Annotated in this window: 20 protein-coding genes and 1 pseudogene; 8 read left to right on the top strand and 13 right to left on the bottom strand. The window is 60.7% G+C overall.

Going from position 1 to position 24,638, the window contains the following annotated elements:
• Positions 1–168: 168 nt before the first annotated feature.
• The 6 genes from rfaE2 to ubiE form a co-directional block, all read right to left on the bottom strand.
• Positions 169–657 (bottom strand): D-glycero-beta-D-manno-heptose 1-phosphate adenylyltransferase, encoded by a 489-nt coding sequence (gene rfaE2 / locus ACNAZS_RS25955; protein ID WP_415793459.1) that lies wholly within the window; start codon positions 655–657, stop codon positions 169–171.
• A 65-nt stretch (positions 658–722) separates the two neighbouring features.
• Positions 723–1,607 (bottom strand): ferritin-like domain-containing protein, encoded by an 885-nt coding sequence (locus tag ACNAZS_RS25950; RefSeq protein ID WP_415793458.1) that lies wholly within the window; start codon positions 1,605–1,607, stop codon positions 723–725.
• Between the two features lie 164 nt (positions 1,608–1,771).
• A complete protein-coding gene (gene ubiB, locus ACNAZS_RS25945) occupies positions 1,772–3,325 on the bottom strand; it encodes a ubiquinone biosynthesis regulatory protein kinase UbiB (protein WP_415793457.1) in 1,554 nt (517 codons plus the stop codon).
• Between the two features lie 3 nt (positions 3,326–3,328).
• Complete coding sequence (locus ACNAZS_RS25940) at positions 3,329–3,967, bottom strand: ubiquinone biosynthesis accessory factor UbiJ (RefSeq protein WP_415793456.1); 639 nt, start codon at positions 3,965–3,967, stop codon at positions 3,329–3,331.
• Positions 3,968–4,316: 349 nt separating this feature from the next.
• The gene (locus ACNAZS_RS25935; protein WP_415793455.1) at positions 4,317–5,330 is read right to left on the bottom strand and encodes a Tim44 domain-containing protein; all 1,014 of its coding nucleotides are present in this window, start codon (positions 5,328–5,330) and stop codon (positions 4,317–4,319) included.
• Positions 5,331–5,588: 258 nt separating this feature from the next.
• Positions 5,589–6,353 (bottom strand): bifunctional demethylmenaquinone methyltransferase/2-methoxy-6-polyprenyl-1,4-benzoquinol methylase UbiE, encoded by a 765-nt coding sequence (ubiE, locus tag ACNAZS_RS25930; RefSeq protein WP_415793454.1) that lies wholly within the window; start codon positions 6,351–6,353, stop codon positions 5,589–5,591.
• Positions 6,354–6,515: 162 nt separating this feature from the next.
• On the opposite strand from ubiE, the gene phoB reads away from it, so the two are divergent.
• The 3 genes from phoB to serA all read left to right on the top strand — a co-directional run bounded on the left by phoB (position 6,516) and on the right by serA (position 9,860).
• The gene (phoB, locus tag ACNAZS_RS25925) at positions 6,516–7,214 is read left to right on the top strand and encodes a phosphate regulon transcriptional regulator PhoB (RefSeq protein WP_415793453.1); all 699 of its coding nucleotides are present in this window, start codon (positions 6,516–6,518) and stop codon (positions 7,212–7,214) included.
• A 12-nt stretch (positions 7,215–7,226) separates the two neighbouring features.
• Entirely contained in the window at positions 7,227–8,525 is a 1,299-nt protein-coding gene (gene phoR, locus ACNAZS_RS25920; RefSeq protein ID WP_415793452.1) for a phosphate regulon sensor histidine kinase PhoR, read from the top strand.
• 135 nt (positions 8,526–8,660) lie between these two features.
• Positions 8,661–9,860 carry a phosphoglycerate dehydrogenase gene (gene serA, locus ACNAZS_RS25915; protein WP_415793451.1) on the top strand — a complete coding sequence of 400 codons (1,200 nt, stop codon included), beginning with the start codon at positions 8,661–8,663 and terminating at the stop codon, positions 9,858–9,860.
• On the opposite strand, the gene ACNAZS_RS25910 is transcribed toward serA, so the two are convergent.
• Positions 9,827–10,714 carry a LysR family transcriptional regulator gene (locus ACNAZS_RS25910; RefSeq protein WP_415793449.1) on the bottom strand — a complete coding sequence of 296 codons (888 nt, stop codon included), beginning with the start codon at positions 10,712–10,714 and terminating at the stop codon, positions 9,827–9,829. The genes serA and ACNAZS_RS25910 overlap by 34 nt on opposite strands.
• A gap of 179 nt (positions 10,715–10,893) precedes the next feature.
• Here ACNAZS_RS25910 and ACNAZS_RS25905 point away from each other — a divergent pair, with 179 nt between their 5' ends.
• Genes ACNAZS_RS25905 through ACNAZS_RS25890 form a run of 4 tightly spaced genes read left to right on the top strand, consistent with a single transcriptional unit; the run spans position 10,894 to position 13,883 of the window.
• Entirely contained in the window at positions 10,894–11,325 is a 432-nt protein-coding gene (locus ACNAZS_RS25905; protein ID WP_415793448.1) for a VOC family protein, read from the top strand.
• Between the two features lie 24 nt (positions 11,326–11,349).
• Positions 11,350–12,075, top strand: coding sequence for a 5-oxoprolinase subunit PxpB (gene pxpB / locus ACNAZS_RS25900; RefSeq protein ID WP_415793447.1), 726 nt, complete (start codon positions 11,350–11,352; stop codon positions 12,073–12,075).
• Entirely contained in the window at positions 12,072–13,073 is a 1,002-nt protein-coding gene (locus ACNAZS_RS25895) for a 5-oxoprolinase subunit C family protein (RefSeq protein ID WP_415793446.1), read from the top strand. The genes pxpB and ACNAZS_RS25895 overlap by 4 nt, the downstream gene beginning before the upstream one ends.
• A 36-nt stretch (positions 13,074–13,109) precedes the next feature.
• Positions 13,110–13,883: a LamB/YcsF family protein gene (locus tag ACNAZS_RS25890; protein WP_415793445.1), complete on the top strand. Its 774-nt coding sequence runs from the start codon at positions 13,110–13,112 to the stop codon at positions 13,881–13,883.
• A 73-nt stretch (positions 13,884–13,956) separates the two neighbouring features.
• On the opposite strand, the gene ACNAZS_RS25885 is transcribed toward ACNAZS_RS25890, so the two are convergent.
• The gene (locus ACNAZS_RS25885; RefSeq protein ID WP_415793444.1) at positions 13,957–17,916 is read right to left on the bottom strand and encodes a DUF3683 domain-containing protein; all 3,960 of its coding nucleotides are present in this window, start codon (positions 17,914–17,916) and stop codon (positions 13,957–13,959) included.
• 76 nt (positions 17,917–17,992) lie between these two features.
• Positions 17,993–18,538: a YqaA family protein gene (locus ACNAZS_RS25880; RefSeq protein WP_415793443.1), complete on the bottom strand. Its 546-nt coding sequence runs from the start codon at positions 18,536–18,538 to the stop codon at positions 17,993–17,995.
• 113 nt (positions 18,539–18,651) lie between these two features.
• On the opposite strand from ACNAZS_RS25880, the gene ilvA reads away from it, so the two are divergent.
• Complete coding sequence (ilvA, locus tag ACNAZS_RS25875) at positions 18,652–20,160, top strand: threonine ammonia-lyase, biosynthetic (RefSeq protein WP_415793442.1); 1,509 nt, start codon at positions 18,652–18,654, stop codon at positions 20,158–20,160.
• Positions 20,161–20,212: 52 nt separating this feature from the next.
• Here ilvA and ACNAZS_RS25870 read toward each other — a convergent pair whose 3' ends face one another.
• From ACNAZS_RS25870 to ACNAZS_RS25855, 4 genes and pseudogenes are all read right to left on the bottom strand, one after another.
• Positions 20,213–21,103 (bottom strand): LysR family transcriptional regulator, encoded by an 891-nt coding sequence (locus ACNAZS_RS25870; RefSeq protein ID WP_415793441.1) that lies wholly within the window; start codon positions 21,101–21,103, stop codon positions 20,213–20,215.
• Positions 21,104–21,306: 203 nt separating this feature from the next.
• A pseudogene (locus ACNAZS_RS25865) lies at positions 21,307–21,770 on the bottom strand (nuclear transport factor 2 family protein).
• 96 nt (positions 21,771–21,866) lie between these two features.
• Complete coding sequence (locus ACNAZS_RS25860) at positions 21,867–23,933, bottom strand: FAD-binding oxidoreductase (protein ID WP_415793440.1); 2,067 nt, start codon at positions 23,931–23,933, stop codon at positions 21,867–21,869.
• A 58-nt stretch (positions 23,934–23,991) separates the two neighbouring features.
• On the bottom strand, positions 23,992–24,609 hold the full coding sequence (locus ACNAZS_RS25855) for a glutathione S-transferase family protein (RefSeq protein WP_415793439.1): 618 nt from the start codon (positions 24,607–24,609) through the stop codon (positions 23,992–23,994).
• Positions 24,610–24,638 lie beyond the last annotated feature (29 nt).

Below are 24,638 nucleotides of genomic sequence, written 5' to 3'. Positions count from 1 at the left end.
GTCGGTCCCGCCCGGCCTGTTTGAGAAATGGGCAGTCCCCGCAGGGGACCGAGGGCGCCTCCTGGCGCGCCCGAGCCATTTCGATCAGGCTGGGCGGGACCGACCCGCGACGCTCGCCCTGCAACGGCGCCTCAAGAACTCAACCACCCGCCACCGAACAGCTAGCCCTCAATCCCCGCGAATTTTCTTCACGAGCGACGTAGTGGAACGTTCGAACTCGAATGGAATCGCCAATGCCCTGCCGCCCCAGGTTTTGACCAGGGCAGTTTCGGGGAGCTTTTCCATATCGTAGTCACCGCCCTTGACGATGAGATCGGGGCGCAGCTCGCCGATGATTTCGACAGGTGTGTCTTCGTCAAAGGTGGTGACGATGCTTACGCACGCCAGGGCGGCTAGCAGGGCGGCGCGGTCTTCTTGGCGGTTCAGGGGGCGATCGCTGCCTTTGCCCAGGCGACGTACGGAATCGTCGGTGTTGATCGCTACGATCAGCGTGGCGCCTAGTTGGGCGGCCTGGTCCAGGTACGTGGCGTGGCCTCGATGCAGGATGTCGAAGACACCATTGGTAAAGACCAACGGCCGGGGTAACTTGCCCAATGCGAGTGCGGCGGCGCAGGCCTCGCGGGACAGGACTTTGGATTCGAAACGGGCGGCAGACATACGAAGATTGTACGCTGCCGCCTCAGGGACGACGAGAGAGGCCCGATGGTGCTCGGCCCTTGTGATCAGGCGCCAACGGGCAGGATCAGGTCTGATTTTGCATTGGCCGAGATCATGTTGGAGACCTCTTTGCGGTAGCGGCTCAGGTCTTTCACCGAATCGAAAGTGCGGTCCATCAGCTTGGACAGGATGTGGAGGATGCGCGAGGCGACTTTGTCCTCCCAGACGCCATCGAAACGGATCTGCGTATCCAGCCAGTTTTCCAGCCAGCCTGGCTCCGGCAGACGCGACTGGATCGTGTCATTGGGAAACAGGCCCTTGTTCACGTGCAAATTGGTTGGGTGCATAGCCTGCGACGTGCGGCCGGCCGAGGCCATCAGCACACCGATCTTCGAAAACGCCAAACGTGCCTGCGCGCTGGTTTGCTCGCCACGGTCGTGCAGGGCACGACGCATGTATTGCAAATAGGCACCAGCATGGCGGGCCTCGTCGCGCGAAATGGTGCGGTAGATTTCCCTGATGACGGGTTCAGTGTGCCATTCCGCGGCACGCCGATACCAGTGATTCAGGCGAATTTCGCCGCAGAAGTGCAACATCAGCGTATCGAGCTCCGGTGCCGGATCAAACTCGAAACGGATCTTGTGCAGTTCTTCCTCGGTGGGTACCAGCTCCGGGTAGAAACGGCGCAGATACTCCATCAACACCAGCGAATGCTTTTGCTCTTCGAAAAACCAGACCGACATAAACGCGCAAAAATCGCTGTCGCCGCGGTTATCGCGCAAAAACATTTCCGTTGCAGGTAACGCCGCCCATTCCGTGATGGCGTTCATTTTGATGGTATAGGCTTGTTCGTCCGACAGCTTGCTGCGGTCGAACTGATCCCAGGGAATATCGCTCGCCATGTTCCAGCGCACGGCTTCCATGGTCTTGAAAAGTTCAGGATAAAGCATGATTTGGCCCTTATTGATCCCGCGTGGGACGCTAGCAGTTCAGTAGTCCCGTGCAATCACGGAGCGAACACTCGCATTTCATGACGCAAGTGTATTTATCGCCTTTGGATGCGAATCTATCATGACAGAAATATGACAGATTCATGACATCCAAGTACGGCTAATCAGCGAGTCAGCGCCCACAAGGCAACCCCCACTGCGACCGCCAGCACTGCCGTCAAGGCAATGAGTAGGCGATTACCCTGCTCTTGCGCATAACGCAGGCGGGTCATTTCTTCTAGTAACTGTGGCGCCGTATCCGGGCGATTCAGTCTCTCGTACATCAAGCGCGGCAAGGATGGCAGCGTCTGCGACCATTGCGTAGCTTCTTTTTCCAGCGACTGGCGCAGACCTTGCAGGCCCATGCGTCGTCGCATCCAGTTTTCCAGGTAGGGCTTGGCAGTCTTCCAGAGATCGAGGTTCGGATCCAGTTGACGACCGAGCCCTTCGACATTCAGCAAGGTTTTTTGCAACAACACCAATTGTGGCTGAATTTCGACATTAAAGCGTCGAGACGTCTGAAATAAGCGGAGCAGGACTTGCCCCAGCGAGATCTCAGACAACGGCCGGTCGAAGTACGGCTCGCAGACGGCACGCACGGCGCCTTCGAGCTCCTCTTCGCGTGTGTCGGCAGGCACCCAGCCAGACTCAATGTGCAATTGTGCCACGCGACGATAATCGCGGTGAAAAAATGCCAGAAAGTTCTGCGCGAGGTAGTTCTTGTCAAACTCCGACAGCGATCCGACGATACCGAAATCCAGGGCGATATAGCGTCCCAGAGATTCGGGCTGATCAGAGACGTAGATGTTACCCGGGTGCATGTCGGCATGGAAAAAACCGTCGGAAAACACCTGGGTAAAGAAAATATCCACACCACTGCGCGCCAGCTTGGCGATGTCGATGCCAGCCGCACGCAAACGATCGATCTGTCCCACCGGTATGCCATACATCCGCTGCATGGTGAACACCGTCGCGGTCGTGAACTCCCAGATCACCTCGGGGACGATCAGCAAATCACCGCGCCCGGATTGCGCATCGAAATTGCGGCGCAACTGGCTGCAATTAGAAGCCTCGCGCACGAGATCGAGCTCATCGTGCAGGTAATTGTCAAACTCCGCCACGACTTCGCGTGGCTTGAGGCGGCGGCCATCGGCGCCGGCGCGCTCGACAATGCGCGCCACAATATGCAGCAAGGACAAATCGCGCTCGATCGCTTTGCGCATTCCGGGACGCAGGACTTTCACGGCGACCTCGCGGCCGTCGTGCAGCACGGCGAAGTGGACTTGGGCAATCGACGCAGAGGCCACCGGATCGACATCGAACTGTGCGAACAACTGCGAGGGCGGCGCCCCAAGCGCGGTCTCAATGCACGCCGCCGCCTGCGCCGACGGAAATGGTGCGACGCGGTCCTGCAAATGCGCGAGCTCGTCAGCAATATCGGCTGGAATCAGGTCGCGGCGCGTCGATAGCACCTGGCCGAACTTCACAAAAATCGGACCCAGGGACTCGAGGGCGCGTCGCAAACGCAAGCCGCGCGGCGCTTTGGGCTGCCCCCCCAATCTCAGCAACCACCGCAACGCGCTCGCCAACGGGTGATTCAGACTGGACAACACCAAGTCATCGAGACCGAAACGAAACGCCACGCACAGGATACGAAGCACGCGAAAGATGCTGGGCATGGATCAGACGCCTCGCTTTGCGGCCAGACGGGCCAAACGTGCTTCCAGTGCCGCTGCCCCGCGGGCGATCTCGTCGCGACGTTGGGTCATGTCAGCCAGATCCTGACGCCATTGGGCCAACAAGGGCGCGCCGACGAGCACACCCCGCTCTTCGGCCAGGTACTCTGACACATTTCGGGTCAGATTGGATGCAGCGGTGCGCGCGCCCTGGCTGGCAGCCCGGGCCCCGGCCATCAGGCGCGCGGCGGGAATATCGCCCACGAACCGAGACAGGTCGTCCTCCGGATCCCAGCGCAGGTTTTCTGCCAGATCGGACACGACACGCGCCAGGGCGGCATCGCCCTCGATATGGGTCGCCTCGGCCATATCCGGCCGCGTCTGGCCGGGCAGCAGGCCCAGCGGGTTGAACTTGGCGGGGTCCACGGTCAGGGTCACATCCGGCACCACGGCGGCGTCGGCCTGATCGGCGTAGCCCTCGCTATTGATCGCCAGGCCCGTCACGAAACCGCCCACGGCAAAACGTACGGTTTTACCCGCATGACGCGCCAAGCGTTCGCGCGCCCAGTCCTCACGCGACAGCAAGGCGTTGAGCGCACGGACAGCCAACCGCGACGGCGTGGGCAGTAAGGAAAAAGGCAGCATTGATGCGAGACGAGCCTGCACTAGCAGCCCCCGTCAAAAAAACGAAGATATCCGGAGTTTACCGGTTCAGGGCATGAGCCCCTGAAAACGCGCCGTGTCGGCCCGCAGAAATGAAAAGCCCCGCATGCTGCGCCTTTGGCTTGCTGCCCCCCAAGGGGGGTTTTGCCTTGGGGCGGCCCGGCGGCAAAAAAAGGCCCCCAACGCTGCGCCTTTGGCTTGCTGCCCCCCAAGGGGGGTTTTGCCTTGGGGCGGCCCGGCGGCAAAAAAAGGGCGCCTCACTGACGACGCCCTCTTTGGATTGGGGGGAATCCGACGGGATCCGTGCTTCAGATCCCATGGCCCACCGTGATCAGCTGGCGTATTCGACAGGAATCTGCTGAATACCGGCCAACAGCCACCCGCCTTGCTGAGGCTTGTAGAGGTTCCAGACTTCTTCGAAGCGGAAGGCTTCAGTACCCGGGGCCTCACGCAGCATGCCGGAAAAGCGCACGCTGGCCAGGTGACCGTCGGACACCGTCTCGATGCCCAGCATTTCGGCGTTGAGCAAAACGACCTCGGTTTTGTTCGGCGCCGCGCCACGCTCGGTCAATTGCTGCTTGAGCTCGGCGATCAGATCGTCGGTCAGGTATTCGCGCAGACGATCCGTCTCGCCACTATCCCAGATGCCCTGGATAGCCACAAACTGGGCCTTGGCGTTTTTCAGGAACGCGGTGGTATCGAAATCACCTGGGATATACCAGTTATCGTTATCGCCCGCGGCAGGCGATTCAGCCGATGCCGAGGCCGGGGCCGAAGGTGCCACCGCGGCGGCGGGCACGGCTGCCGGCGACTGCGACTGCGATTCGCGCCACATGGGTTGCTGGCTCTGGCCGGCATGGTCCTGGCGGGCGGCATTGTTGCCGCCAAAAGCGCCTTGCATGGCCGGACGCGCGCCCGCACCGCGCAGGCGGCGGACGATAAACAAGATGGCGAAGACAACCAGCCCGATCAGCAGCATGCTGGACAGGAACTCGGCAAACGCGCCCGACAAGCCCAGGTGAGACAGCAGAGCGGCAATACCCAGACCCGCTGCGATACCGGCGATCGGACCCAGCCAGCGGGACATGCCGCTCTTGGCCGCGGTGCCCGCCGCCGCTGTACCCGCCGCGGCAGCCGTCGGTGCGGCACTGCGGTTGGTCGTGGTCGACGTGGTCGACGGCGTCGTGGCCTGGCGCTGCTGCGTGATGTTGGTGGATTGACGGCCAAAGCTGCTGCCGCCGCCCATGCGACGCGCCTCGGCGTCAAACGACACCGCAAGCATCGCGGTACCCGCGACGGCGATCAGCGCTGCAGCGAAAAACCGGGTAATTCCGGATCGGGACATATCGTGTGACTCCTGACATATGGCGGTGCCCTGGAAGACGCCGCTACCAGCCCCCCGCTAGGTTGCTGGCTTTTTGTTAAAAGCTTTCTTACGGAAAGCTGAATACCCAAAGAATAATAGACAAGCCCGGGAACGGCAAGTTCCTCGCGCGACGCCCTGGGGGATCAGGCCGATGCCTCGTGAGGCGAGCAATCCCCATCGGGGCCTTCATTGTGCGGGGCAGGCCGGCAATGGTACCAAGGCGCGCCCTGCCGACGTTCAAGCCAGACGCACACCTTCGTGCAGTGCCGCCACGCCGGCCGTCAGATTGAAGTACTGCACCCGCTCGAGGCCCGCCTTGCGCATCATGTCGGCCAGGGTGTCCTGGTCGGGATGCATGCGGATGGATTCGGCCAGGTAACGGTAACTGGCTTCGTCGCTGGCGACTTTTTTGCCCAGCCAGGGCAGCACATTAAAGGAATACCAGTCGTACACCGGCGCCAGTGGGCGCGCCACGCGTGAGAACTCGAGCACCAGCAATTTGCCACCTGGCTTGAGCACCCGCGTCATTTCCGCCAACGCCTGGTCTTTGTGCGTCATGTTGCGTAGACCAAACGCCACGCTCACCCGGTCAAAATAACCGGAAGGAAACGGTAATTTTTCAGCGTCGCACACCGCCGTGGGCAACAACAGGCCCGCATCGGTCAGACGATCGCGCCCGACCCGCAACATCGAGTCGTTGATATCAGTCAGCCAGACCTCGCCCGTCGGACCGGCGCGACGTGCAAAGGCGCGGGCCAGATCACCAGTGCCACCCGCGATATCCAGCACTTTCATGCCGGGGCGAATGGCCGCACGGCCAATGGTAAAAGCCTTCCAGATGCGATGCAGGCCGCCCGACATCAGATCGTTCATGACGTCATAGCGCGAGGCCACGGAATGGAAGACTTCGGCGACCTTGCGCGCTTTTTCGCTTTCGGGAACCGATTGAAAGCCGAAATGGGTGCTGGCCGAATCAGAAGAAGAATCAGGGTTTTGTTGCATAGTGAGGGCCCGGTGTATGACGCAATGGTAGCCGATCGGGGCTCAGAACCGTTGCGAAAGTCCTGGCAAAAAAGGCATTGGTCACATACCTGTAATAATTTGGCCATAGTATCGCAATGTTCGCGCCTACTATGCGCTCATCAGCCTTCCTGATTACTGCCCATGTCCAGCACTATTCTTGTCGTCGAAGACGAACCCGCCATTCAAGAACTGATTGCCGTCAACCTCTCGTTTGCCGGCCATAAGGTCTTGCGCGCGTTCGACGCGGATCAGGCGCAAACCCTGATCCGCGCTGAGCTCCCCGATCTGATTCTGCTGGACTGGATGCTGCCCGGCACATCCGGCCTGGCCCTGGCGCGCAAGCTACGCGATAGCGAACGCACTCGTGCCGTCCCCGTCATCATGCTGACGGCCAAGGGGGCTGAGCAGGACAAGGTCGACGGACTGGAAGCCGGCGCCGACGACTACATCACCAAGCCGTTCTCGCCCAAAGAGTTGATGGCGCGCATCAAGGCGGTCTTGCGCCGCCGTGCGCCCCAACTGACGGACGACATCATCGATGTCAGCGGCCTGAAACTCGACCCGGTAACGCACCGCCTGTCCGGAAATGAGCAATCGTTATCGATCGGCCCCACCGAGTTCCGCCTGCTGCATTTCTTCATGACCCACCCGGAACGTGTGTTCTCGCGCTCGCAATTGCTGGATCAAGTATGGGGCGATCATGTCTTCGTCGAGGAACGGACGGTGGATGTGCACATCCGGCGTCTGCGCAAGGCCCTGGAGCCCTCGGGCCATGACTCCCACGTGGAAACGGTGCGTGGCAGCGGATATCGCTTTACGGCACAGATTCCGGCACGGTAAAACTGTGCCACGATGATTTGGCTGCGCACTTTCTTTCTCGTCGCCCTCTGGGCGATCCTGGCGTTGCTCGTGCAATGGATAATTGGCGATCCGGCAGGCTGGATCGTATTTTGCACCGCCGTGACATTCATGCTGTTTTGGCGCAGCTGGCGACTGCGCCTGGTATCCCACTGGGCCAATCATCCAGACACCTCGCCCCCCGCCGCGGTTGGCCCCTGGGATGACATCCTGGCGCCGCTGTATCGCTACACGCGCGCCCGGGCCCGCGATCTGGCCGAGGCGCGTGCCGCCATGCAAAGCATGCTGTCGGCCGCTCAAGCCCTGCCTGATGGTGTCGTCACACTGAACGAAGACTTTCAGATTGAATGGTGCAATCGCGTCGCGCGCCATCACCTGTCGCTGAATTTACCCGCTGATCGCGGCCAAAATCTACTGAACCTGCTACGAGCACCAGAGTTTGTCGCGTACGCCCATCTGGACGACTGGCCCGATCCTATTTTGGTGCGCCTGGCGCATGGCGGCCAAGAGCGCGTCATGATGATGCATTTGGCCGCCTACGCCAGCAACCGCCGGCTGCTGATCACGCGCGATGTCACGCAAATCGAAAAACTCGAAACCACGCGACGCGATTTTGTGGCCAACGTCTCGCACGAGCTACGCACGCCGTTGACGGTGCTGACGGGCTTTCTGGAAACACTGCGCGATATGCCCGTGGATGCGCTGGATGATGCGCAGCGTGCCCAATACCAGGCCATGATGTTCGAACAGGCGCAACGCATGCAGGCGATCGTCGAAGACTTGCTGGCGCTCTCTACACTGGAGTCCTCTCCCGGATCCGATCCCCGCGCCGTCAACGTCCCTGCGCTGCTGCAAACGGCACGCCAGCAGATCGAGGCGCTGTCGGCTGGCCGGCATACCTTCTCGTGGGACATCGACGAAACCCTTGACATCCTGGGCGCCGAAACCGAGCTGGCATCGGCCATGTCGAACCTGTTAACGAACGCCGTGCGCTATACACCCGACGGCGGCAAGATTACGGTACGCTGGTATAGCGAGTCCGATGGCGGGGCCCGCTATAGCGTGCAGGACACCGGCATAGGCATCTCCGCGCTGCATATCCCCCGCCTGACCGAGCGCTTTTACCGAGTAGATCGGGGTCGTTCGCGTGCAGCGGGCGGTACGGGACTGGGGCTGGCCATCACCAAGCACATCGCGATCCGCCACGATGCCGAGTTGCTGATCACCAGCGAACCCAGCCGCGGCAGCACGTTCGCCCTGCATTTCTCCGCCGAGCGCGTGGTGGCCGCCTGAGCTCGCGGCGCGTCCTTGCATTGCGCCCTATCGCCTTACCGATCTAATGGGCTCTCGCACCTGAAACGGGAAACTAGGTCACAATCAATGAACGCTTTTCATTGATTCCTTCCGCATTTTCCCACTGCCGCATCCATGACCAAGATCGTCCTGTTCGAGAATATCCATCCTAGCGCCCGCGAAGTCTTTGCCGCGGCGGGCTACACCGACATTGTCACGCATGCGACGGCGCTGCCGCCAGCCGAGTTGCGTGAGGCGCTGCGCGGTGTGCACGTCGCGGGTATTCGTTCCCGCAGTCACATCGATGAGCAGGCCCTGGCCGCAGCCACCGACCTGCGGCTGGTGGGCTGCTTTTGCATCGGCACCAATCAGGTCGATCTGAATCACGCCATGCAACGGGGCATTCCGGTCTTTAATGCGCCATTTTCCAATACCCGCTCGGTGGCCGAATTGGTATTGGGCGAAGCGATCCTCTTGCTGCGCCGCATTCCCGAAAAAAATGCCAGGGTCCATCTCGGGCATTGGGATAAATCAGCCAATGGCGCATTCGAAGCCCGTGGCAAGACGCTGGGCATCATCGGCTACGGCAATATCGGGTCGCAGATCAGCACATTGGCCGAAGGCCTGGGTATGCGCGTGGTCTTTCATGATGTAGAAGGCAAGCTGCCGCTGGGCAATGCACGCGCGGCGAATTCGCTCGCCGACCTGCTCAAGCAAGCCGACGTGGTAACGCTGCATGTGCCGGGCGGCAAGAGCACGGAAAACTTGATAAATGCCGATACGCTGGCCCAGATGAAGCCCGGCGCGATCCTGATCAACGCGTCGCGCGGCACAGTGGTCGACATCGACGCGCTGCACACGGCATTGACGTCGGGCCATTTGGCGGGGGCGGCACTCGATGTTTTCCCGACGGAGCCCAAGGGGCCGAACGAACCGCTGGCAAGCCCACTGATCGGCCTGCCGAATGTTTTGCTGACCCCGCACATCGGAGGCAGTACGCAGGAGTCACAGGAAAACATCGGCCGCGAGGTGGCGGAGAAGCTCGTGCGCTTCTTGCAAGCGGGCACGACGAAGGGCGCGGTGAATTTTCCCGAATTGCCCTACCAGGAGCCGACGGGCGAGACGCGCATCCTGCACGTTCACCGCAATGCGCCGGGCGCGTTAGGCGCGCTGGATAATCTGCTGGCGGAACAGGGCCTGAATATTCTCAGCCAAAGTCTGCAGACGCGTGGCCAAGTGGGCTACGTGATTACCGATGTGGATGGGGAAGTCAATGATCTCGTACTAGAGAAGTTGCGCAATCATCCCATTACGGTGCGGTGCGATCTAGTGTAGCGGCGCAAAGCCAGGCAGTGGCTTAGCTGAGCCGCAAGCGAGTTGGGGTCTTGAGCGGCCGGGGCAACGACACCCACCTCCCGGTTGAAGGCAGCAGGCCCCAGGTCCTGGAGGTGCAGGCCTTGTGAGTCGAGGTGGCGAGTGCGAGGCAGCAGCGCCACACCCAGACCGCGGCGGACGAGGTTGGCGATCGCGTCCATTTCGTCGAGTTCTATGGCCTCGCGTACGGTGATACGGTGTTTTTTCAGGAACATATCGACGAGGCGGCCGCCGAACGAGGAGCGGTCGTAACGGATGAATGGTTGCCTGGTGAGATGATCACGCCAGGATTGCGCGGGCAGATCTGCGGGTGCCGCCAAGACGAGGGGCTCTTGCAGAATGAGACGCCAGGTCAGTTCGGGGGGCAAGGCAAAGGGCGGACGCAGCATGACGGCCATGTCTATTTCGCCGGCGTCGACTTGGCCCAATAGCGACAGAGAAACGCCGGGAATGACGCGCACCCGCACGTCAGGAAACGTTTCCCGAAAATCCTTGAGGGCATCGACGAGCAGATGCTGCTGGACCGACGCGATGGCTCCCACTCGCAGTAGACCGCTGATGTGTCCGGCACCCGCGGAGGTAGCCATGCGCTCTGCCATGGCCACCAGTTCTTCGGCCTGAGGCAGCATGTCGCGGCCTGCGGCGTTCAGCACGGCCGATTTGCCTGTGCGCTCGAACAAGGTCACACCCAGATAGTCTTCGAGCCGGCGCATTTGCGCGCTGACGGCGGATTGGGTCAGGCCCAGTTGGCGGCCAGCGCCGGTAAAGGTGCCATCGCGTGCGACGGCAATAAAGGTTTTGAACTCTCGGATCATGATGACCCCATACTATCGATTTTTTTGATGCTCAGGACAAATAAATATCGTTTTTCGATCAAAAAAACAATTGCTAAACTATCTCTCATTGTGTCGCTATCGACATAGCCGTTTGTTCCGGCATCAGGATGTCGACACCTTCCCCTACTTTTTTTACGCTTATTGACTTGGAGTTCTGTATGAGCACACCCGCCATTCTGCCGCCCTTTCACTTGGCATTCCCCGTGCGCGATATCGCCGAAGCCCGCGCGTTTTATGGTGAATTATTGGGCTGTCCCGAGGGCCGTAGTTCGGACGAATGGGTAGACTTTAACTTCTATGGCCACCAAATCGTTGCGCACCTGTCGCCCGACGAGTGCGGCCACAAGTCGACCAGCTCGGTGGATTCGCACGATGTGCCAGTGCGCCACTATGGCGCCGTGCTGCCCATGCAAGACTGGGAAACGCTGTCCAAGAAGCTGATCGCTGCCGGCACCAAATTTGTCATTGAGCCCTATGTGCGCTTCAAGGGCGAGGTTGGCGAGCAAGCCACCATGTTCTTCCTGGATCCGTCGGGCAATGCTCTAGAATTCAAATCGTTCAAGAACCTGGATTCGCTGTTTGCGAAATAATCCCGTCTGGAGGCGGTTGCCCTGGTGAACGAGTCCTCGCTGATACCCAGTTCAACCGCCTGGCGCATCGTGCCGCAAGGCGATCGCTGCCTGATGATTTATTTTGGCGACCAGATCGACGCCGCGACGGGTCGATTATGCCTGGCCGCAGCCAGCCTGCTGAGCCAGGCCAGGTTGCCCGGGGTCACGGATCTGGTGCCGTCGTTCATCGCGCTAGCCGTGCATTATCAGCCCAACGGTCGGCACGGCCCACGCTACACAGCGTTGGTCAACCAGATCGAGGGAATTTTGTCGCAAGGCATCGCGCCCGATGCGCAAACCGGGCGGGACGTCGATATCCCCGTTTGCTATGGCGGCGAGTATGGCCCGGATCTGGACGAAGTCGCCCGTCACGCCGACACGTCCACCGATGAGATCATTGCACTGCACACGCGCCCCGGCAGTCTGGTGTTCATGCTGGGATTCGCACCGGGCGCCCCTTATATCGGAGTCCACGACGAACGATTGAATATTCCCCGGCGAGCCTCGCCACGTACTGCCGTCCCGGCGGGATCCGTTGCCGTCGCCAATCGCCAAAGCGTACTGTATCCCAGTCGCTCACCCGGCGGCTGGAACATCATCGGTGCCACGCCCTTGTCGTTGTTTGATCCTGCGCGTACGCCCTCCACACTGTTGCAACCCGGTGATCGCGTGCATTTTGTGCCGATCGACCGCGCCGAGTTCCTCCGACTGCGGGAGGCCAAAGCATGAGCCTGACCGTCCTGAAGCCCGGCCTGCTTTCTACCTTTCAGGATATGGGTCGCGCCGGCCATCAGCATTTAGGTGTGCCCGTCTGCGGTGCCATGGACATGTGCTCGCATCGTCTGGCCAACCTGCTGGCGGGCAATGACACCGATCACGCCACGCTGGAAATGACCCTGGTCGGCCCGACGCTGCGGTTTGAGGCACCGGCCTGTTTCGCGATTGCGGGGGCCGACTTGCAACCGACGATCAATGACGCCCCCGTTTCCGCTTATCGTCCGCTGATCGCCCGTGCGGGCGACGTACTGGCCTTTGGATCGGCTGCACCCGATACCGGCGTGCGTACCTACCTGGCCGTCCACGGTGGCTACGCGCTCACCCCCGTGCTGCAAAGCACCAGCACTTATGTCCGCGGCGCCTTTGGTGGACATGCCGGCCGAGCGCTCGCCAAGGGCGATACCATCGGCCTGCACACGACGCTGACGGCGGCCTCCGACACCTTGACGGATCTGGCCCAGGCCTTGTGGCAGATCCGCGTCTACCTGCCCAGCGCAGTCGTGGCCCGGGCACGCAGTCATCTGCGTCTATTGCCCGGCGTTCATTGGGACGAATTCACCGCAGCATCCCACCACGATCTGCTGAGCAGCGCATTCCGCATCAGCGTCCAATCAGACCGCATGGGCTACCGTCTCGAGGGCCCTGCCCTGTCGATGACGACGCCGCGTCAGATTCTGTCCGAGGCGGCCAGCTATGGGACCATCCAGGTGCCATCTGGCGGCGAGGCCATCATCCTGATGGCCGATCGCCAAAGCACCGGCGGATATCCCAAAATCGCGCAAGTCATTACCGTAGACCTGCCCTGGCTGGCACAACGTGGGCCCGGAGCGACAGTACGCTTTGAACTTACCGAGCTCGATGACGCCCAGCGGCTCGACGGCGAGCGCGAAGCCGCTTTTCTACAATTACAGGACGCGCTCGCCTCGCTGCGAACCGCGCTACAGGCCTGACGCCACTCTCATCTGCATCCTCACAGGAACGCCATCATGACCACCACGCCCCATCTTGTCATTGACCTGAACTGCGACATGGGCGAAAGCTATGGCGCCTGGCACATGGGCAACGACGACGCCATCTTGCAATTTGTCAGCTCGGCGAACGTGGCCTGTGGGTTTCATGGCGGTGATCCCTCGACCATGCGCAAAACGGTCGCCGCGGCCATCTCGAACAACGTCGCGATCGGCGCGCACCCCAGTCTGCCCGATCTGGTGGGCTTTGGGCGGCGCGTGATGCAGATCACGCCCCAGGAAGCCTACGACATGGTGGTCTATCAAGTCGGCGCGCTCGCTGCCGTCGCCGCCACGCAAGGCACGCGATTGCATCACGTCAAGGCCCACGGTGCCCTCTATAACATGGCCGCCAAAGACGCCGCCTTGTCACAAGCCATTTGCCGCGCAGTCCGGGATGTCGATGCCAATCTCGTGCTCTATGGCCTGGCGGGCAGCCACCTCATCCAGGCCGCCCAGGATCTGGGCCTGAAGGCGGCTAGCGAGGTGTTTGCCGATCGCTCTTATCAGGACGACGGCTCGCTCACTCCCCGCAGCCAGCCAGGCGCCATGATCGAAGGTGTGGACACGGCGGTCGCCCAGGTCCTGCGCATGGTTCAGGAACGCCTCGTGCGTTCGGTCAACGGCCGCGACGTACCCGTTCAGGCCGACACGCTCTGCATTCATGGCGATCAGCCCGGCGCCCTAGTTTTTGCGCAAACATTGCGCGATGCACTCGGCCAGGCAGGGATCGACGTACGGACAATGTCGTGATGAGCGCAGTCACGGGCTTTTAAGCGCCGCGCGCTCAAAAGCCCTCTCCCATTAGGTGTAACGCGTAAACGCGTTACACCAGCACCCGCTCAATCCCGCCCGCATTCGCGCGCTGCACGTATTCTTGCATCCATTGCTCGCCCAGGATATGGCGCGCCATCTCGACCACGATGTAATCCGCCTGCATCGCCGTATCGCCCTCATAGCGTGACAATCCCTGCAAGCAGGACGGGCACGACGTCAGCACTTTGATGTCGTCGGTATTGCCATCCTTGCGTAGTGCCTCCTGGCCCTTGAGCAGTTCCTCTTGCTTGCGGAATCGCACTTGGGTCGACACATCGGGCCGGCTCACCGCCAACGTCCCCGACTCGCCACAGCAGCGATCCGTTTTCACCGTACTGTCGCCCACGAGCGAACGCACCGTCTTCATCGGATCCTGCAGCTTCATGGGCGTATGGCAGGGGTCGTGGTACATGTAGCGCACGCCCTTGGCTCCGTCCAGCTTGATGCCTTTTTCCAGCAGATATTCGTGAATATCGATCAGGCGGCAGCCCGGGAAAATTTTGTCGAATTCGTACCCGGCAAGCTGGTCGTAACAAGTCCCACAACTAACCACGACGGTCTTGATATCCAGATAGTTCAACGTGTTGGCGACACGATGGAACAGCACGCGGTTATCCGTGATGATCTGCTCGGCCTTGTCATTCATGCCATTGCCGCGTTGCGGATATCCGCAGCACAGATAACCTGGCGGCAAGACGGTTTGTACACCCGCGTGCCATAGCATCGCCTGCGTCGCGAGGCCGACCTGCGAGAACAGGCGTTCGGATCCGCAGCCCGGGAAATAAAACACGGCTTCGGTATCCGCCGACGTGTGCTTGGGATCACGAATGATCGGCACGTAATTGGCGTCTTCGATATCCAGCAGTTTGCGCGCGCTTTGCTTGGGCAGCCCACCGGGCATCTTTTTATTGATGAAGTGCACGACCTGCTCGCGCAGCGGCGGCTTGCCCACCGTGGCGGGCGGCTGTGCGGTTTGCTTGCGAGCAAAGGACGACAAGACATCATGGGCCAGGCGCTGGGCTTTGTAGCCCACGCCCACCATCGCCTTGCGCGTGGCGTTGATGGTGGCCGGGTCTTTAGCGTTCAAGAAAAACATGGCCGCCGAAGTACCGGGGTTAAATGACTTGCGACCCATGCGGCGCAACAGCGCACGCATGTTCATCGATACGTCGCCGAAGTCGATATCCACCGGACAGGGGTTGTAGCACTTGTGGCACACCGTACAGTGGTCGGCCACGTCTTCGAACTCTTCCCAGTGCTTGAGACTGACGCCGCGGCGAGTCTGCTCTTCGTAGAGGAAGGCCTCGACCAGCAACGACGTCGCCAGGATCTTGTTACGCGGCGAATACAGCAAATTGGCGCGCGGCACATGCGTGGCACACACGGGCTTGCACTTGCCGCAACGCAGACAATCTTTCACCGAATCGGCGATCGCGCCGATGTCGCTTTGCTGCATGATCAGCGATTCGTGCCCCATCAGGCCAAAGCTGGGCGTCCAGGCATGGCGCAAATCCGCACCCGGCATCAGCTTGCCTGCGTTGAAATGGCCACGCGGATCGACACGCCGCTTGTAGTCCTGGAACGGCGCGAGTTCGGCTTCGCTCAAAAACTCGTACTTGGTCAGGCCGATGCCGTGTTCCCCCGAAATCACCCCATCCAGATCCCGCGCGATCTGCATGATGCGGGCCACTGCCTGGTGCGCCTCGGTCAACATCTCGTAGTCGTCGGAGTTAACCGGGATATTGGTGTGCACGTTGCCATCGCCGGCGTGCATATGCAGGGCGATAAACACTCGGCCCTTGAGCACACGCGCGTGAATGGCCTTGAGTTCGTCAACGATGTGCGTACCCGTGGCCCCTGAAAAAATGGTGCTCAGCGGCGCCAGCACCTCGGTGCGCCAGGACACCCGCACCGTGTGATCCTGCACCACATCAAAGATACGTGCCTCGGGTTGCGTCGCTACGCGATCGGACAACACACCCTGCAATGGGGTCATACCCAATCCGGACAAATCAGGCAGGGCCTGCCGCAGCGGCAGGTCGAGATGATCAAGCAGCCATTGCCAGCGTTGACGCACCGCCGCCAACACCTTGACCGCCTGCAACGTGCGCTCGGCCAGCGTTTCGGCGCGGGTCAGCTCGTCTTCCTCGTCTTCGGCCTTGCCCACGGGCAAGGGCTCGGACAGGTACTTGTCCAGCGCGTCGAGCAGCTTCAGCTTGTTGCGCGTCGAAAGCTCGATGTTGAGACGTTCGATGTGATCGGTGTACTCGCCCATGCGCGGCAGCGGAATCACGACGTCTTCGTTGATCTTGAAGGCGTTGGTGTGTCGTGCAATCGCCGCGGTACGAGAACGATCCAGCCAGAATTTTTTACGCGCCTCGGCACTGACCGCGACAAAGCCCTCGCCATGGCGCGTGTTGGCCAGGCGTACGACCTCGCTGGCGGCAATCGCCACAGCGTTCTCGTCGTCACCGACGATGTCGCCGATCAGCACCATCTTGGGCAGCGTGCCGCGCTTGCTCTTGGTGGCGTAGCCCACCGCACGCAGATACCGCTCGTCCAGATGCTCCAGGCCAGCCAAAATTGCCCCAAGCGCACGACCCTCGCCATCGAGATAGCCTTTGACTTCGACAATGGACGGAATCGCATCTCGCGCCTGGCCGAAGAATTCCATACAGACCGTACGCGTATGACGCGGCATACGGTGCAGCACCCAGCGGGCCGACGTAATCAGGCCATCACAGCCTTCTTTTTGGACGCCAGGCAGACCCGCCAGGAACTTGTCGGTGACGTCTTTGCCCAGGCCCGTCTTGCGGAACACGCCGCCGGCGATATCGAGCTGCTCCGTCTTGAGCAGCTTTTCACCGGGCTTGCCGGTACCGTCGAACCACTTGAGCTCAAAGCGCGCGACGGGGACGTCATGGATCTTGCCCAGGTTGTGTTCCAGACGGGTGACCTCAAGCCAGTTGCCGTCGGGATCCACCATGCGCCACCACGCCAGGTTGTCCAGTGCGGTACCCCATAGCACGGCTTTCTTGCCGCCTGCGTTCATGGCGATATTGCCGCCCACACAAGAGGCCTCGGCCGAGGTCGGATCGACGGCAAACACAAAGCCCGCCTGCTCGGCGGCCTCGGACACGCGCTTGGTAACCACCCCTGCACCGGCATCGATCACCGCGCACGGCTCGGTACGGCCCGGCAACATACAGGACTCGACCGCCCCCAGGGTGTCGAATTTCTCGGTATTGATAACGGCGGACTTCCAGGTCAGCGGGATTGCGCCGCCGGTATAACCCGTGCCACCCCCGCGCGGCACAATAGTCAGTCCCAGTTCGATGCACGCACGCACCATGGCGGCGATTTCGGATTCACTATCCGGCGTCAACACCACAAAGGGATAATCCACCCGCCAGTCCGTCGCGTCCGTCACATGAGACACACGCGACAGGCCATCGAACTTGATGTTGTCGCGGGCCGTGATGCGGCCCAGGACTTTCTGGGCCTGCTTACGCATGTGCTGCGTTTGATCGAACTCGCTTTCGAATGCCGCCACCGCCGAGCGCGCCCGCGCCAACAAGTCGACGACCTTGGTGTCGCGCAGCGGATCATGGCCCGCCTCGGGGGGCGAGCCCGGTTCGCGACGCTTGTCGATCTCGCCCAGGCGGTGATGCAGGGCCTCGATCAACTGCTTGCGTCGTTTGGGGTTATCGAGCAGATCGTCTTGCAGATAAGGGTTGCGACGCACCACCCAGATATCGCCCAGCACCTCGTACAACATGCGCGCGGACCGGCCGGTACGCCGCTCACCGCGCAGGTCGCTCAACCATTGCCAGGCGTCTTCGCCCAGCAAACGACCGACAATCTCACGATCGGAGAATGACGTGTAGTTGTACGGAATTTCGCGCAAACGCGAAGTTGCTGCCGGCGGGATCGCCGCAGATAAGATTTGGCTAGCGAGGGGGGCGTTCATGAAAAGACGGGGATAGGCCCTTAAAGAGTCATTTTATGACATTGCGCGAAAAATGCCTTTCGGTCTTGTCGTTCGCCTACGGCGTCTGGGGGAAAAACCACAGCAACCCGGCCGTCATGACCGCATAACGGGCAAATTTGCCAATGGCCATGTACAGCACGCTGGGCCAAAAGGCCAAGCGCAGCCAGCCCGCCACGGCGCACAACGGGTCGCCTACGGCAGGCAGCCACGACAGCAGCAAAGCGGGAGGCCCCATACGGTACAGCCAATCGTGCGCATATCGGTGCCAACGGCCGCTCATGCTGCCTTCCTTGGCCAGCGCGTCGCGCGGCGATTCGGCATGGGGATGTTTTTCACGCCAATCCTCCACGGCCCGGTGAGCGCCTCGCCCCATGGCGTAGCTGATCGCGCCTCCGACGGTATTGCCCGCCGTGGCCACCAGGACCGCGGGCCAGAACATATCCGGCGCCAGCTTCACAAAGCCAAATACCGCCGGCTCGGACCCCAGGGGCAGCAGCGTCGCAGAGATCAGGCTGATCAGGAAAATCGCCGGCAGGCCGATCTTAGGCAGCGCCAGTACGGCCAGCAACCAGTGCACGGCACTCAGAAGACTTTGTTCCATGATTCCACGAACAAGCAGGATGGCGGGCAGTGTAGCCCGGCTTGCCCGATGGTGGCAGAAGGCTGTGGTAATCTGGCCCGTGCTTTTTTTCCCTCCCGGCCTGTTACGCCTCCATGTCTGACGATTATCTCAAACGCATCCTGACCTCCAAGGTCTACGACGTCGCTGTCGAATCCCCGCTAGAACCTGCCACCCAGTTATCCCAGCGAATTTCGAACACGATTTTGCTCAAGCGTGAAGATACTCAAGCCGTATTCAGTTTCAAGCTGCGCGGCGCGTACAACAAGATGGCCAACCTGCAGCCCGCCGCCCGCAATCGCGGTGTGATCGCAGCATCGGCGGGCAATCATGCCCAGGGGGTCGCACTAGCGGCACGCCGACTCGGCTGCCGGGCTGTCATTGTCATGCCCACCACCAGCCCGCAGGTCAAGATCGACGCAGTACGCAGCCTGGGCGGCGAGGTCGTGCTGGCGGGCGAAAGCTTTTCAGATGCCTACACGCACGCAGTAGCGCTGGAAAAGAAAGAAAAACTGACCTTCGTCCATCCCTTTGACGATCCTGATGTCATCGCCGGCCAGGGAACCGTCGGCATGGAGATCTTGCGCCAGCATCCCGGCCCGATCGACGCCATCTTCGTGGCCATTGGCGGCGGCGGGCTGGTGTCGGGCATCGCGGCCTATGTCAAGGAACTGCGCCCCGAGATCAAAATCATCGGCGTACAAACCGAAGACTCCGACGCCATGTTGCGCAGCGTGCGCGCCGGGCGGCGCGTCCAACTGAACGACGTCGGCCTGTTCTCCGACGGCACCGCCGTCAAAATGGTGGGCGCCGAGACCTTCCGCCTCACGCGCAAGTATGTGGACGATTTCGTGGTGGTCGATACCGACGCGATCTGCGCGGCTATCAAAGATGTGTTCCAGGACACGCGTAGCGTACTGGAACCCGCCGGCGCCATGGCCGTGGCGGGAGCCAAGCAATACGCGGCCCAGCACAAGCTAAAAGACAAGACGCTCGTCGCCATCGCCTGTGGCGCCAATATGAATTTCGACCGCCTGCGTTTCGTGGCCGAGCGGGCCGAGGTCGGTGAAATGCGTGAGGCCGTCTTCGCCGTCACCATGCCCGAGCAGCGCGGCAGTTTCCGCCGCTTCTGCGAGCTATTGGGGCACCGCAACGTCACCGAGTTCAACTACCGCATTTCCGACGCCCAGCGCGCCCATGTTTTCGTCGGCGTACAAATCAGCTCGCCGGCCGAGTCCGACAAGATCGCGGCCAATTTCCGACGCCATGGTTTCGACACGCTAGACTTGACGCATGATGAAATGGCCAAAACCCACTTGCGCCACATGGTGGGTGGCCGTTCGACCTTGGCCCAAAACGAACTGCTGTACCGCTTTGAGTTCCCCGAGCGCCCGGGCGCCCTGATGCGCTTTCTGAATGCCATGAATCCCGACTGGAACATCAGCCTGTTCCACTATCGCAACCAGGGCGCCGACTACGGTCGCATCCTGATCGGCATCCAGGTGCCACCGTCGGATAAAAAACAGTTCAAGACCTTTGTGGCAGAACTAGGCTATCCGAACTGGAACGAAACCGACAATCCCGCGTACAAGCTGTTCCTGTAGACCGCCCCACTGAAACTGCTGTCCTCATTCCCATTACCGTCGGCTTGAATGGTCAGTTAAAAAGCGGATTCTCTCGCAGTCGTGGCACCGCCAAGTCCACAAAGGCTCTCACTTTCGCGGGAGCCTGCCGGCCCTCTGGATACAGCACGTGCACAGGTAACGGGGGCTCTTCAAAGTCGCTAAGCACAATCTGCAGTGTGCCATCATGCAAGGCGGGCCCGACCTGATAGTGCAGCACTCTGGTCAGGCCCCAGCCCGCTTTGGCGGTGGCAATCGCAGCTTCGTTGGTATTGCATTGCAGGACGGGATCGATAATGACGCGTTGCCCATGTGCAAAATGCCATTCCGGAGATATCCAGGCACTATGGGAAGCCACAATGCGGTGATGCTTGAGATCCGCAGGCGTGGTGGGTATGCCACGGGTTTTCAAGTATTCTGGCGACGCGCAGATAACGCGGCGAATGGAGCCGACCTGGATAGCAGTAAAACCCGAATCCGGCAGATGACCTATTCGGATGGCAAGGTCCATGCCTTCTTCCACGATGTTAACGAGGCGGTCGACAAAGAAAGTCCTCGCGTACATGCCCGGGTATGCATCAAGATATTCCGTCACGATGGGCAGTACGTACATCTGGCCAAACAAAGCAGAGGCCGTGAGAGTCAGCGTTCCAGATGGCTCGGCGTAGTGGCCGGCCGCGGCCGACTCCGCCTGCGCAATGTCATTCAGGATCCGGCGACAATCATCCAAATAGCGACCGCCCGCTTCGGTGGTCTTGACTGACCGGGTGGTGCGCACGAATAGACGCGCTCCAATCAGTTCCTCCAGCGCGGCCACCGTCCGTGTAACCGCGGGCGCACTCATGTGCATCTGGCGAGCAGCTTTAGCGAAGCTCTCGGTCTCGGCGACCTTCACAAAAATTCGCATCGCCTGCCAACGATCCATTTCTTTGTCCTTGCTCTTGCACTAATGGATTTGCATGAGAGTCTCCGGCGCCATTCTCGGATGGACTGTCGGCGTGTGTCGACATAGTAATCGGGACAGCGGCGACTTGCCTTCTGCGAGCCGGCGAAGCGGCGCGCGCGCCGTCCCGAACCCGTATCAAGCATCAAAGCGGGTGGCGGTTCGGTAAATAGGGTGTCAGTCTCTTAGAAGCCGAAATCGCTCAGACCGGGAGATCGTCTGGTCGACGTCCGAGCGGCCAGCGGAACTGACGCTCGGTCTCGGCGATCGGGTGTTCGTTAATGCTGGCGTGGCGCACCCGCATCAGGCCATCTTCGGCGAACTCCCAATTCTCGTTGCCATAGGCGCGAAACCATTGACCGCTATCGTTGTGATATTCATAGGCGTAGCGGACGGCGATGCGATTGTCCTTGAACGCCCAGAGCTCTTTGATCAGACGATAGTCCAGCTCCTGGCTCCATTTACGGGTGAGGAAGGCTTCGGCTTGAACACGGTTCGTGACGAACTCCACTCGGTTTCGCCAATGGGTATCCACGGTATAGGCCAGCGCGACCTTGGCAGGGTCGCGACTGTTCCAGCCGTCTTCGGCAAGGCGCACTTTCTCTACGGCCGTCTGTTCAGTGAACGGAGGGAGCGGGGGACGGGACATTGGAAAACTCCTTGAGTATGAAAGGACACGGAGGGATGGCGACGAGCAGCAACCTCCCTAGTCGCATCATGTGTCAAATACGTAAACGGAAGTCTGTCAAAGTGCGAGCTGGATTCGATCCTCATCGTCCTTTTCCTGTTGTGCCGGTACGGCACAGCAAATGAGAACCTCATCCTTACCAACGCTGGCAACGGGCTCCTTAATATAGGTCACTGTACCCTTGATGAGCTGCGTGCGACAGGTCCCGCAACTCCCTTCGCGACAACTGAATTCGGGTTCAAGGCCACGGGCTTCAGCTAGCTCCAGGAGCGTGCCGGAATCGGGCATCCAGCGCGCCTCCTTCAGCGAGTTCATGAATGCAACCGACACAGGCTTGATCGATGGCGACAATCGGGCAGGAGGCGTTGCAACGTGGTCACGTGTGCGCGTTAACGACGCCGGTCCAAACGCTTCGGCATGGACTCTTTCGTCGGCGATGCCGTAGCTCCGCAGTCCGTCGTAGATCGCCTGCGTAAATGGCGGTGGGCCGCATAGGTAGAACTCGTAGTCGCCGAAGGCCAGGAAACGGCCAAGGAGCGGCATATCAATGCGACCGGAGGCATCATAATCAACGCCATCCTGGGCACCACGGGTGTCGCTAAGCACCCGGACCAGTTTTACTGCGCCTTGCCCGGCAGCGATGAGCTCTGCCAGCTCCTGGTCAAAGGCACGCTCCTGCTTTGATCGCGAGGCATAAACGAGCGTGGTGGGCCGGGTGCGCTGCTTACGTAGCCCCTCGTAGACAATATGGCGCAGCATCGCAAGCAGGGGCGTTATACCGACACCGCCGGCTATCAGCACCACGGGACGCATCGCCAGCGTATCCAGCGTGAAATTTCCGGCCGGTACGCGCGCTTCGATCATATCGCCTTCACGTAACTGATCATGGAGGTATTGGGACACCAGGCCATCACGCTTGACACTGATCCGGTAGCGGCCATCAGAGGGGGCGACCGACAGCGTATAGGTACGAATGATGGACTTATCTGCACCAGGCAGCCGAACCCGGATGGGCAAGTGTTGACCTGCGGCATGTGGCAACAGCCCCGCGCCATCGTTCGGTTCCAGATGAAAAGATCGGATGGACTCGCTTTCTTGGACGATCCGGGATATCGTCAGCGCCCGCCAACGCGTTGCCAACTCGGCGGCACGCAACCGGTCGTCCGCCTGCAGCCAGTCGCCCGTCATGAGCGAACTATCAGACCAACCGCCATCCTGGAACGCCCAGCGCAGGGCCAGGCCGCCGAGTCTGCGAACCATCTTGCGCGCTCGAAATGTCCAGAGCCGCTCGGCGCCTTGAAACACCGCGATTTCGGGCGAATCAAAGACAACTTCAGCGTCGCCCGTCATCTGCAGCATGTCGCCGGTCTCGAAATCGACAAAGAGAAGCCCTGCTTGACCATTCAGAAAAATGTTGCCAAGCGTGGAGAAGAACAGATTACCGTCGAAATCCGGAATCGTGAGCGTACCGTCGCCGGCCACGCGAACAAAGCCCGCTTTTCCGCCGCGGTGGGAGACGTCGACTTGGCGGCGATCTTCACGATCGGCGTAGGAGGCAACGAAAAATGCGTCGGCGCGCTCGATCAACTCGCGAGCCGCTGGATCCATCGCCGCGAGTGCCTCGACCTGCCCTGCAAAGGAGCCGTTCGGATCTCGATCGAAACTGAAATCACGCAGCTGTATGTACCGAGGGCAGTTGCCAAAGCTTTGATCGACCTCGACCCGCAACCCTAGGTCAATATTCGAGAGAACACCATTCATGCGGTTGCGTCGACGCGTGTGCATCTCGATGCCCAGTAGGCCAACTGAGGCTCCTTCGATCATCCCACGCCCCGCGGGGTCCGCAGGACTCGGACGCGCGGCAATGTCGAGCGTCGTTGGCGTGGATGAAGACATAAAACCCGGCCTGCCTTCAAGAAACGTTGCCCAAGCATTCCCCTCAGAATCAACGCTGCCCAGCACGATGAACGGAAGTTGCGCGTAGAAGGCACGATGCTGGTCGGGCATGAAGTCCCGCACAACACGTTGGCCGACCGCTTCCATTCGTTCGGCCACACCGACCTTTTCCTGGATGAATTTCTCGCCCTCATGCCAGATGGGAAACTGCTTCTGTTTCACGGTCATTTCCGTCCCTTTGTGGCTCACATCGCTGCCGGTGTACGCACACGCCCTTTGGCCGCTATCACGCGTTAGCCGCGAGCCCTGCCGGGGTTTGGACGAAAGGGACAAAGCCGGGCAATGCTTCAACGCGGCCAAGAAAGCGCTTGACGGCGGTGTACGCGGACAGATCAACATTTCCCTCGGGCGCGCGAGCGACGTAGCTATAGATCGCAGCGTCAGCGATGGTTGGATGATCGGCGGCTAACCAATCGCGGGTTGTCAGATGGTGTTCCAGTTTATTGAGCAGGATATGCGCGCGCCCAATGACTTCTTCGGCGTTATAGGCGGCGCCAAACACGGTGATCAACCGAGCGGCTGCCGGGCCATACGCGAGCTCGCCGGCGGCCACGGACAGCCAGCGCTGGACGGTAGCCGCGCCGCGCGCGTCGTCCGGTAGCCACTCGCTTCGCCCCGTCCTCTTGGCGAGGTAAACAAGGATGGCGTTTGAATCCACGATGACAACACCGTCGTCGTCCAGCACCGGCACTTGGCCAAAGGGATTCAGGGCAAGAAACTCGGGCTTTTTGTGTGCGCCCGCCTTGAGGTCGACTTCAATCAGGTCGCTCTGCAGGCCAAGCAGCGATGCGAAAAGGACCACTCGATGAGAATGACCCGACAAAGGATGGTGATAAATCTTCATTGCCCGGTTCCTGGTTGGGGTTATCGGGC

The sequence above is a fragment of the Bordetella tumulicola genome (assembly GCF_965138755.1).
Taxonomy (GTDB): domain Bacteria; phylum Pseudomonadota; class Gammaproteobacteria; order Burkholderiales; family Burkholderiaceae_B; genus Bordetella_A; species Bordetella_A tumulicola.
The sequence above is the reverse complement of the archived record's forward strand: the minus strand, read 5'-3'. Positions and strand labels throughout refer to the sequence as shown.

What these genes read in the sequence shown, in the direction of transcription:
- rfaE2 (WP_415793459.1), bottom strand. Translation starts at nt 657, where the DNA reads ATGTCTGCCGCCCGTTTCGAATCCAAAGTCCTGTCCCGCGAGGCCTGC.
- ACNAZS_RS25950 (WP_415793458.1), bottom strand. Translation starts at nt 1,607, where the DNA reads ATGCTTTATCCTGAACTTTTCAAGACCATGGAAGCCGTGCGCTGGAAC.
- ubiB (WP_415793457.1), bottom strand. Translation starts at nt 3,325, where the DNA reads ATGCCCAGCATCTTTCGCGTGCTTCGTATCCTGTGCGTGGCGTTTCGT.
- ACNAZS_RS25940 (WP_415793456.1), bottom strand. Translation starts at nt 3,967, where the DNA reads ATGCTGCCTTTTTCCTTACTGCCCACGCCGTCGCGGTTGGCTGTCCGT.
- ACNAZS_RS25935 (WP_415793455.1), bottom strand. Translation starts at nt 5,330, where the DNA reads ATGTCCCGATCCGGAATTACCCGGTTTTTCGCTGCAGCGCTGATCGCC.
- ubiE (WP_415793454.1), bottom strand. Translation starts at nt 6,353, where the DNA reads ATGCAACAAAACCCTGATTCTTCTTCTGATTCGGCCAGCACCCATTTC.
- phoB (WP_415793453.1), top strand. Translation starts at nt 6,516, where the DNA reads ATGTCCAGCACTATTCTTGTCGTCGAAGACGAACCCGCCATTCAAGAA.
- phoR (WP_415793452.1), top strand. Translation starts at nt 7,227, where the DNA reads ATGATTTGGCTGCGCACTTTCTTTCTCGTCGCCCTCTGGGCGATCCTG.
- serA (WP_415793451.1), top strand. Translation starts at nt 8,661, where the DNA reads ATGACCAAGATCGTCCTGTTCGAGAATATCCATCCTAGCGCCCGCGAA.
- ACNAZS_RS25910 (WP_415793449.1), bottom strand. Translation starts at nt 10,714, where the DNA reads ATGATCCGAGAGTTCAAAACCTTTATTGCCGTCGCACGCGATGGCACC.
- ACNAZS_RS25905 (WP_415793448.1), top strand. Translation starts at nt 10,894, where the DNA reads ATGAGCACACCCGCCATTCTGCCGCCCTTTCACTTGGCATTCCCCGTG.
- ACNAZS_RS25895 (WP_415793446.1), top strand. Translation starts at nt 12,072, where the DNA reads ATGAGCCTGACCGTCCTGAAGCCCGGCCTGCTTTCTACCTTTCAGGAT.
- ACNAZS_RS25890 (WP_415793445.1), top strand. Translation starts at nt 13,110, where the DNA reads ATGACCACCACGCCCCATCTTGTCATTGACCTGAACTGCGACATGGGC.
- ACNAZS_RS25885 (WP_415793444.1), bottom strand. Translation starts at nt 17,916, where the DNA reads ATGAACGCCCCCCTCGCTAGCCAAATCTTATCTGCGGCGATCCCGCCG.
- ACNAZS_RS25880 (WP_415793443.1), bottom strand. Translation starts at nt 18,538, where the DNA reads ATGGAACAAAGTCTTCTGAGTGCCGTGCACTGGTTGCTGGCCGTACTG.
- ilvA (WP_415793442.1), top strand. Translation starts at nt 18,652, where the DNA reads ATGTCTGACGATTATCTCAAACGCATCCTGACCTCCAAGGTCTACGAC.
- ACNAZS_RS25870 (WP_415793441.1), bottom strand. Translation starts at nt 21,103, where the DNA reads ATGGATCGTTGGCAGGCGATGCGAATTTTTGTGAAGGTCGCCGAGACC.
- ACNAZS_RS25860 (WP_415793440.1), bottom strand. Translation starts at nt 23,933, where the DNA reads ATGACCGTGAAACAGAAGCAGTTTCCCATCTGGCATGAGGGCGAGAAA.
- ACNAZS_RS25855 (WP_415793439.1), bottom strand. Translation starts at nt 24,609, where the DNA reads ATGAAGATTTATCACCATCCTTTGTCGGGTCATTCTCATCGAGTGGTC.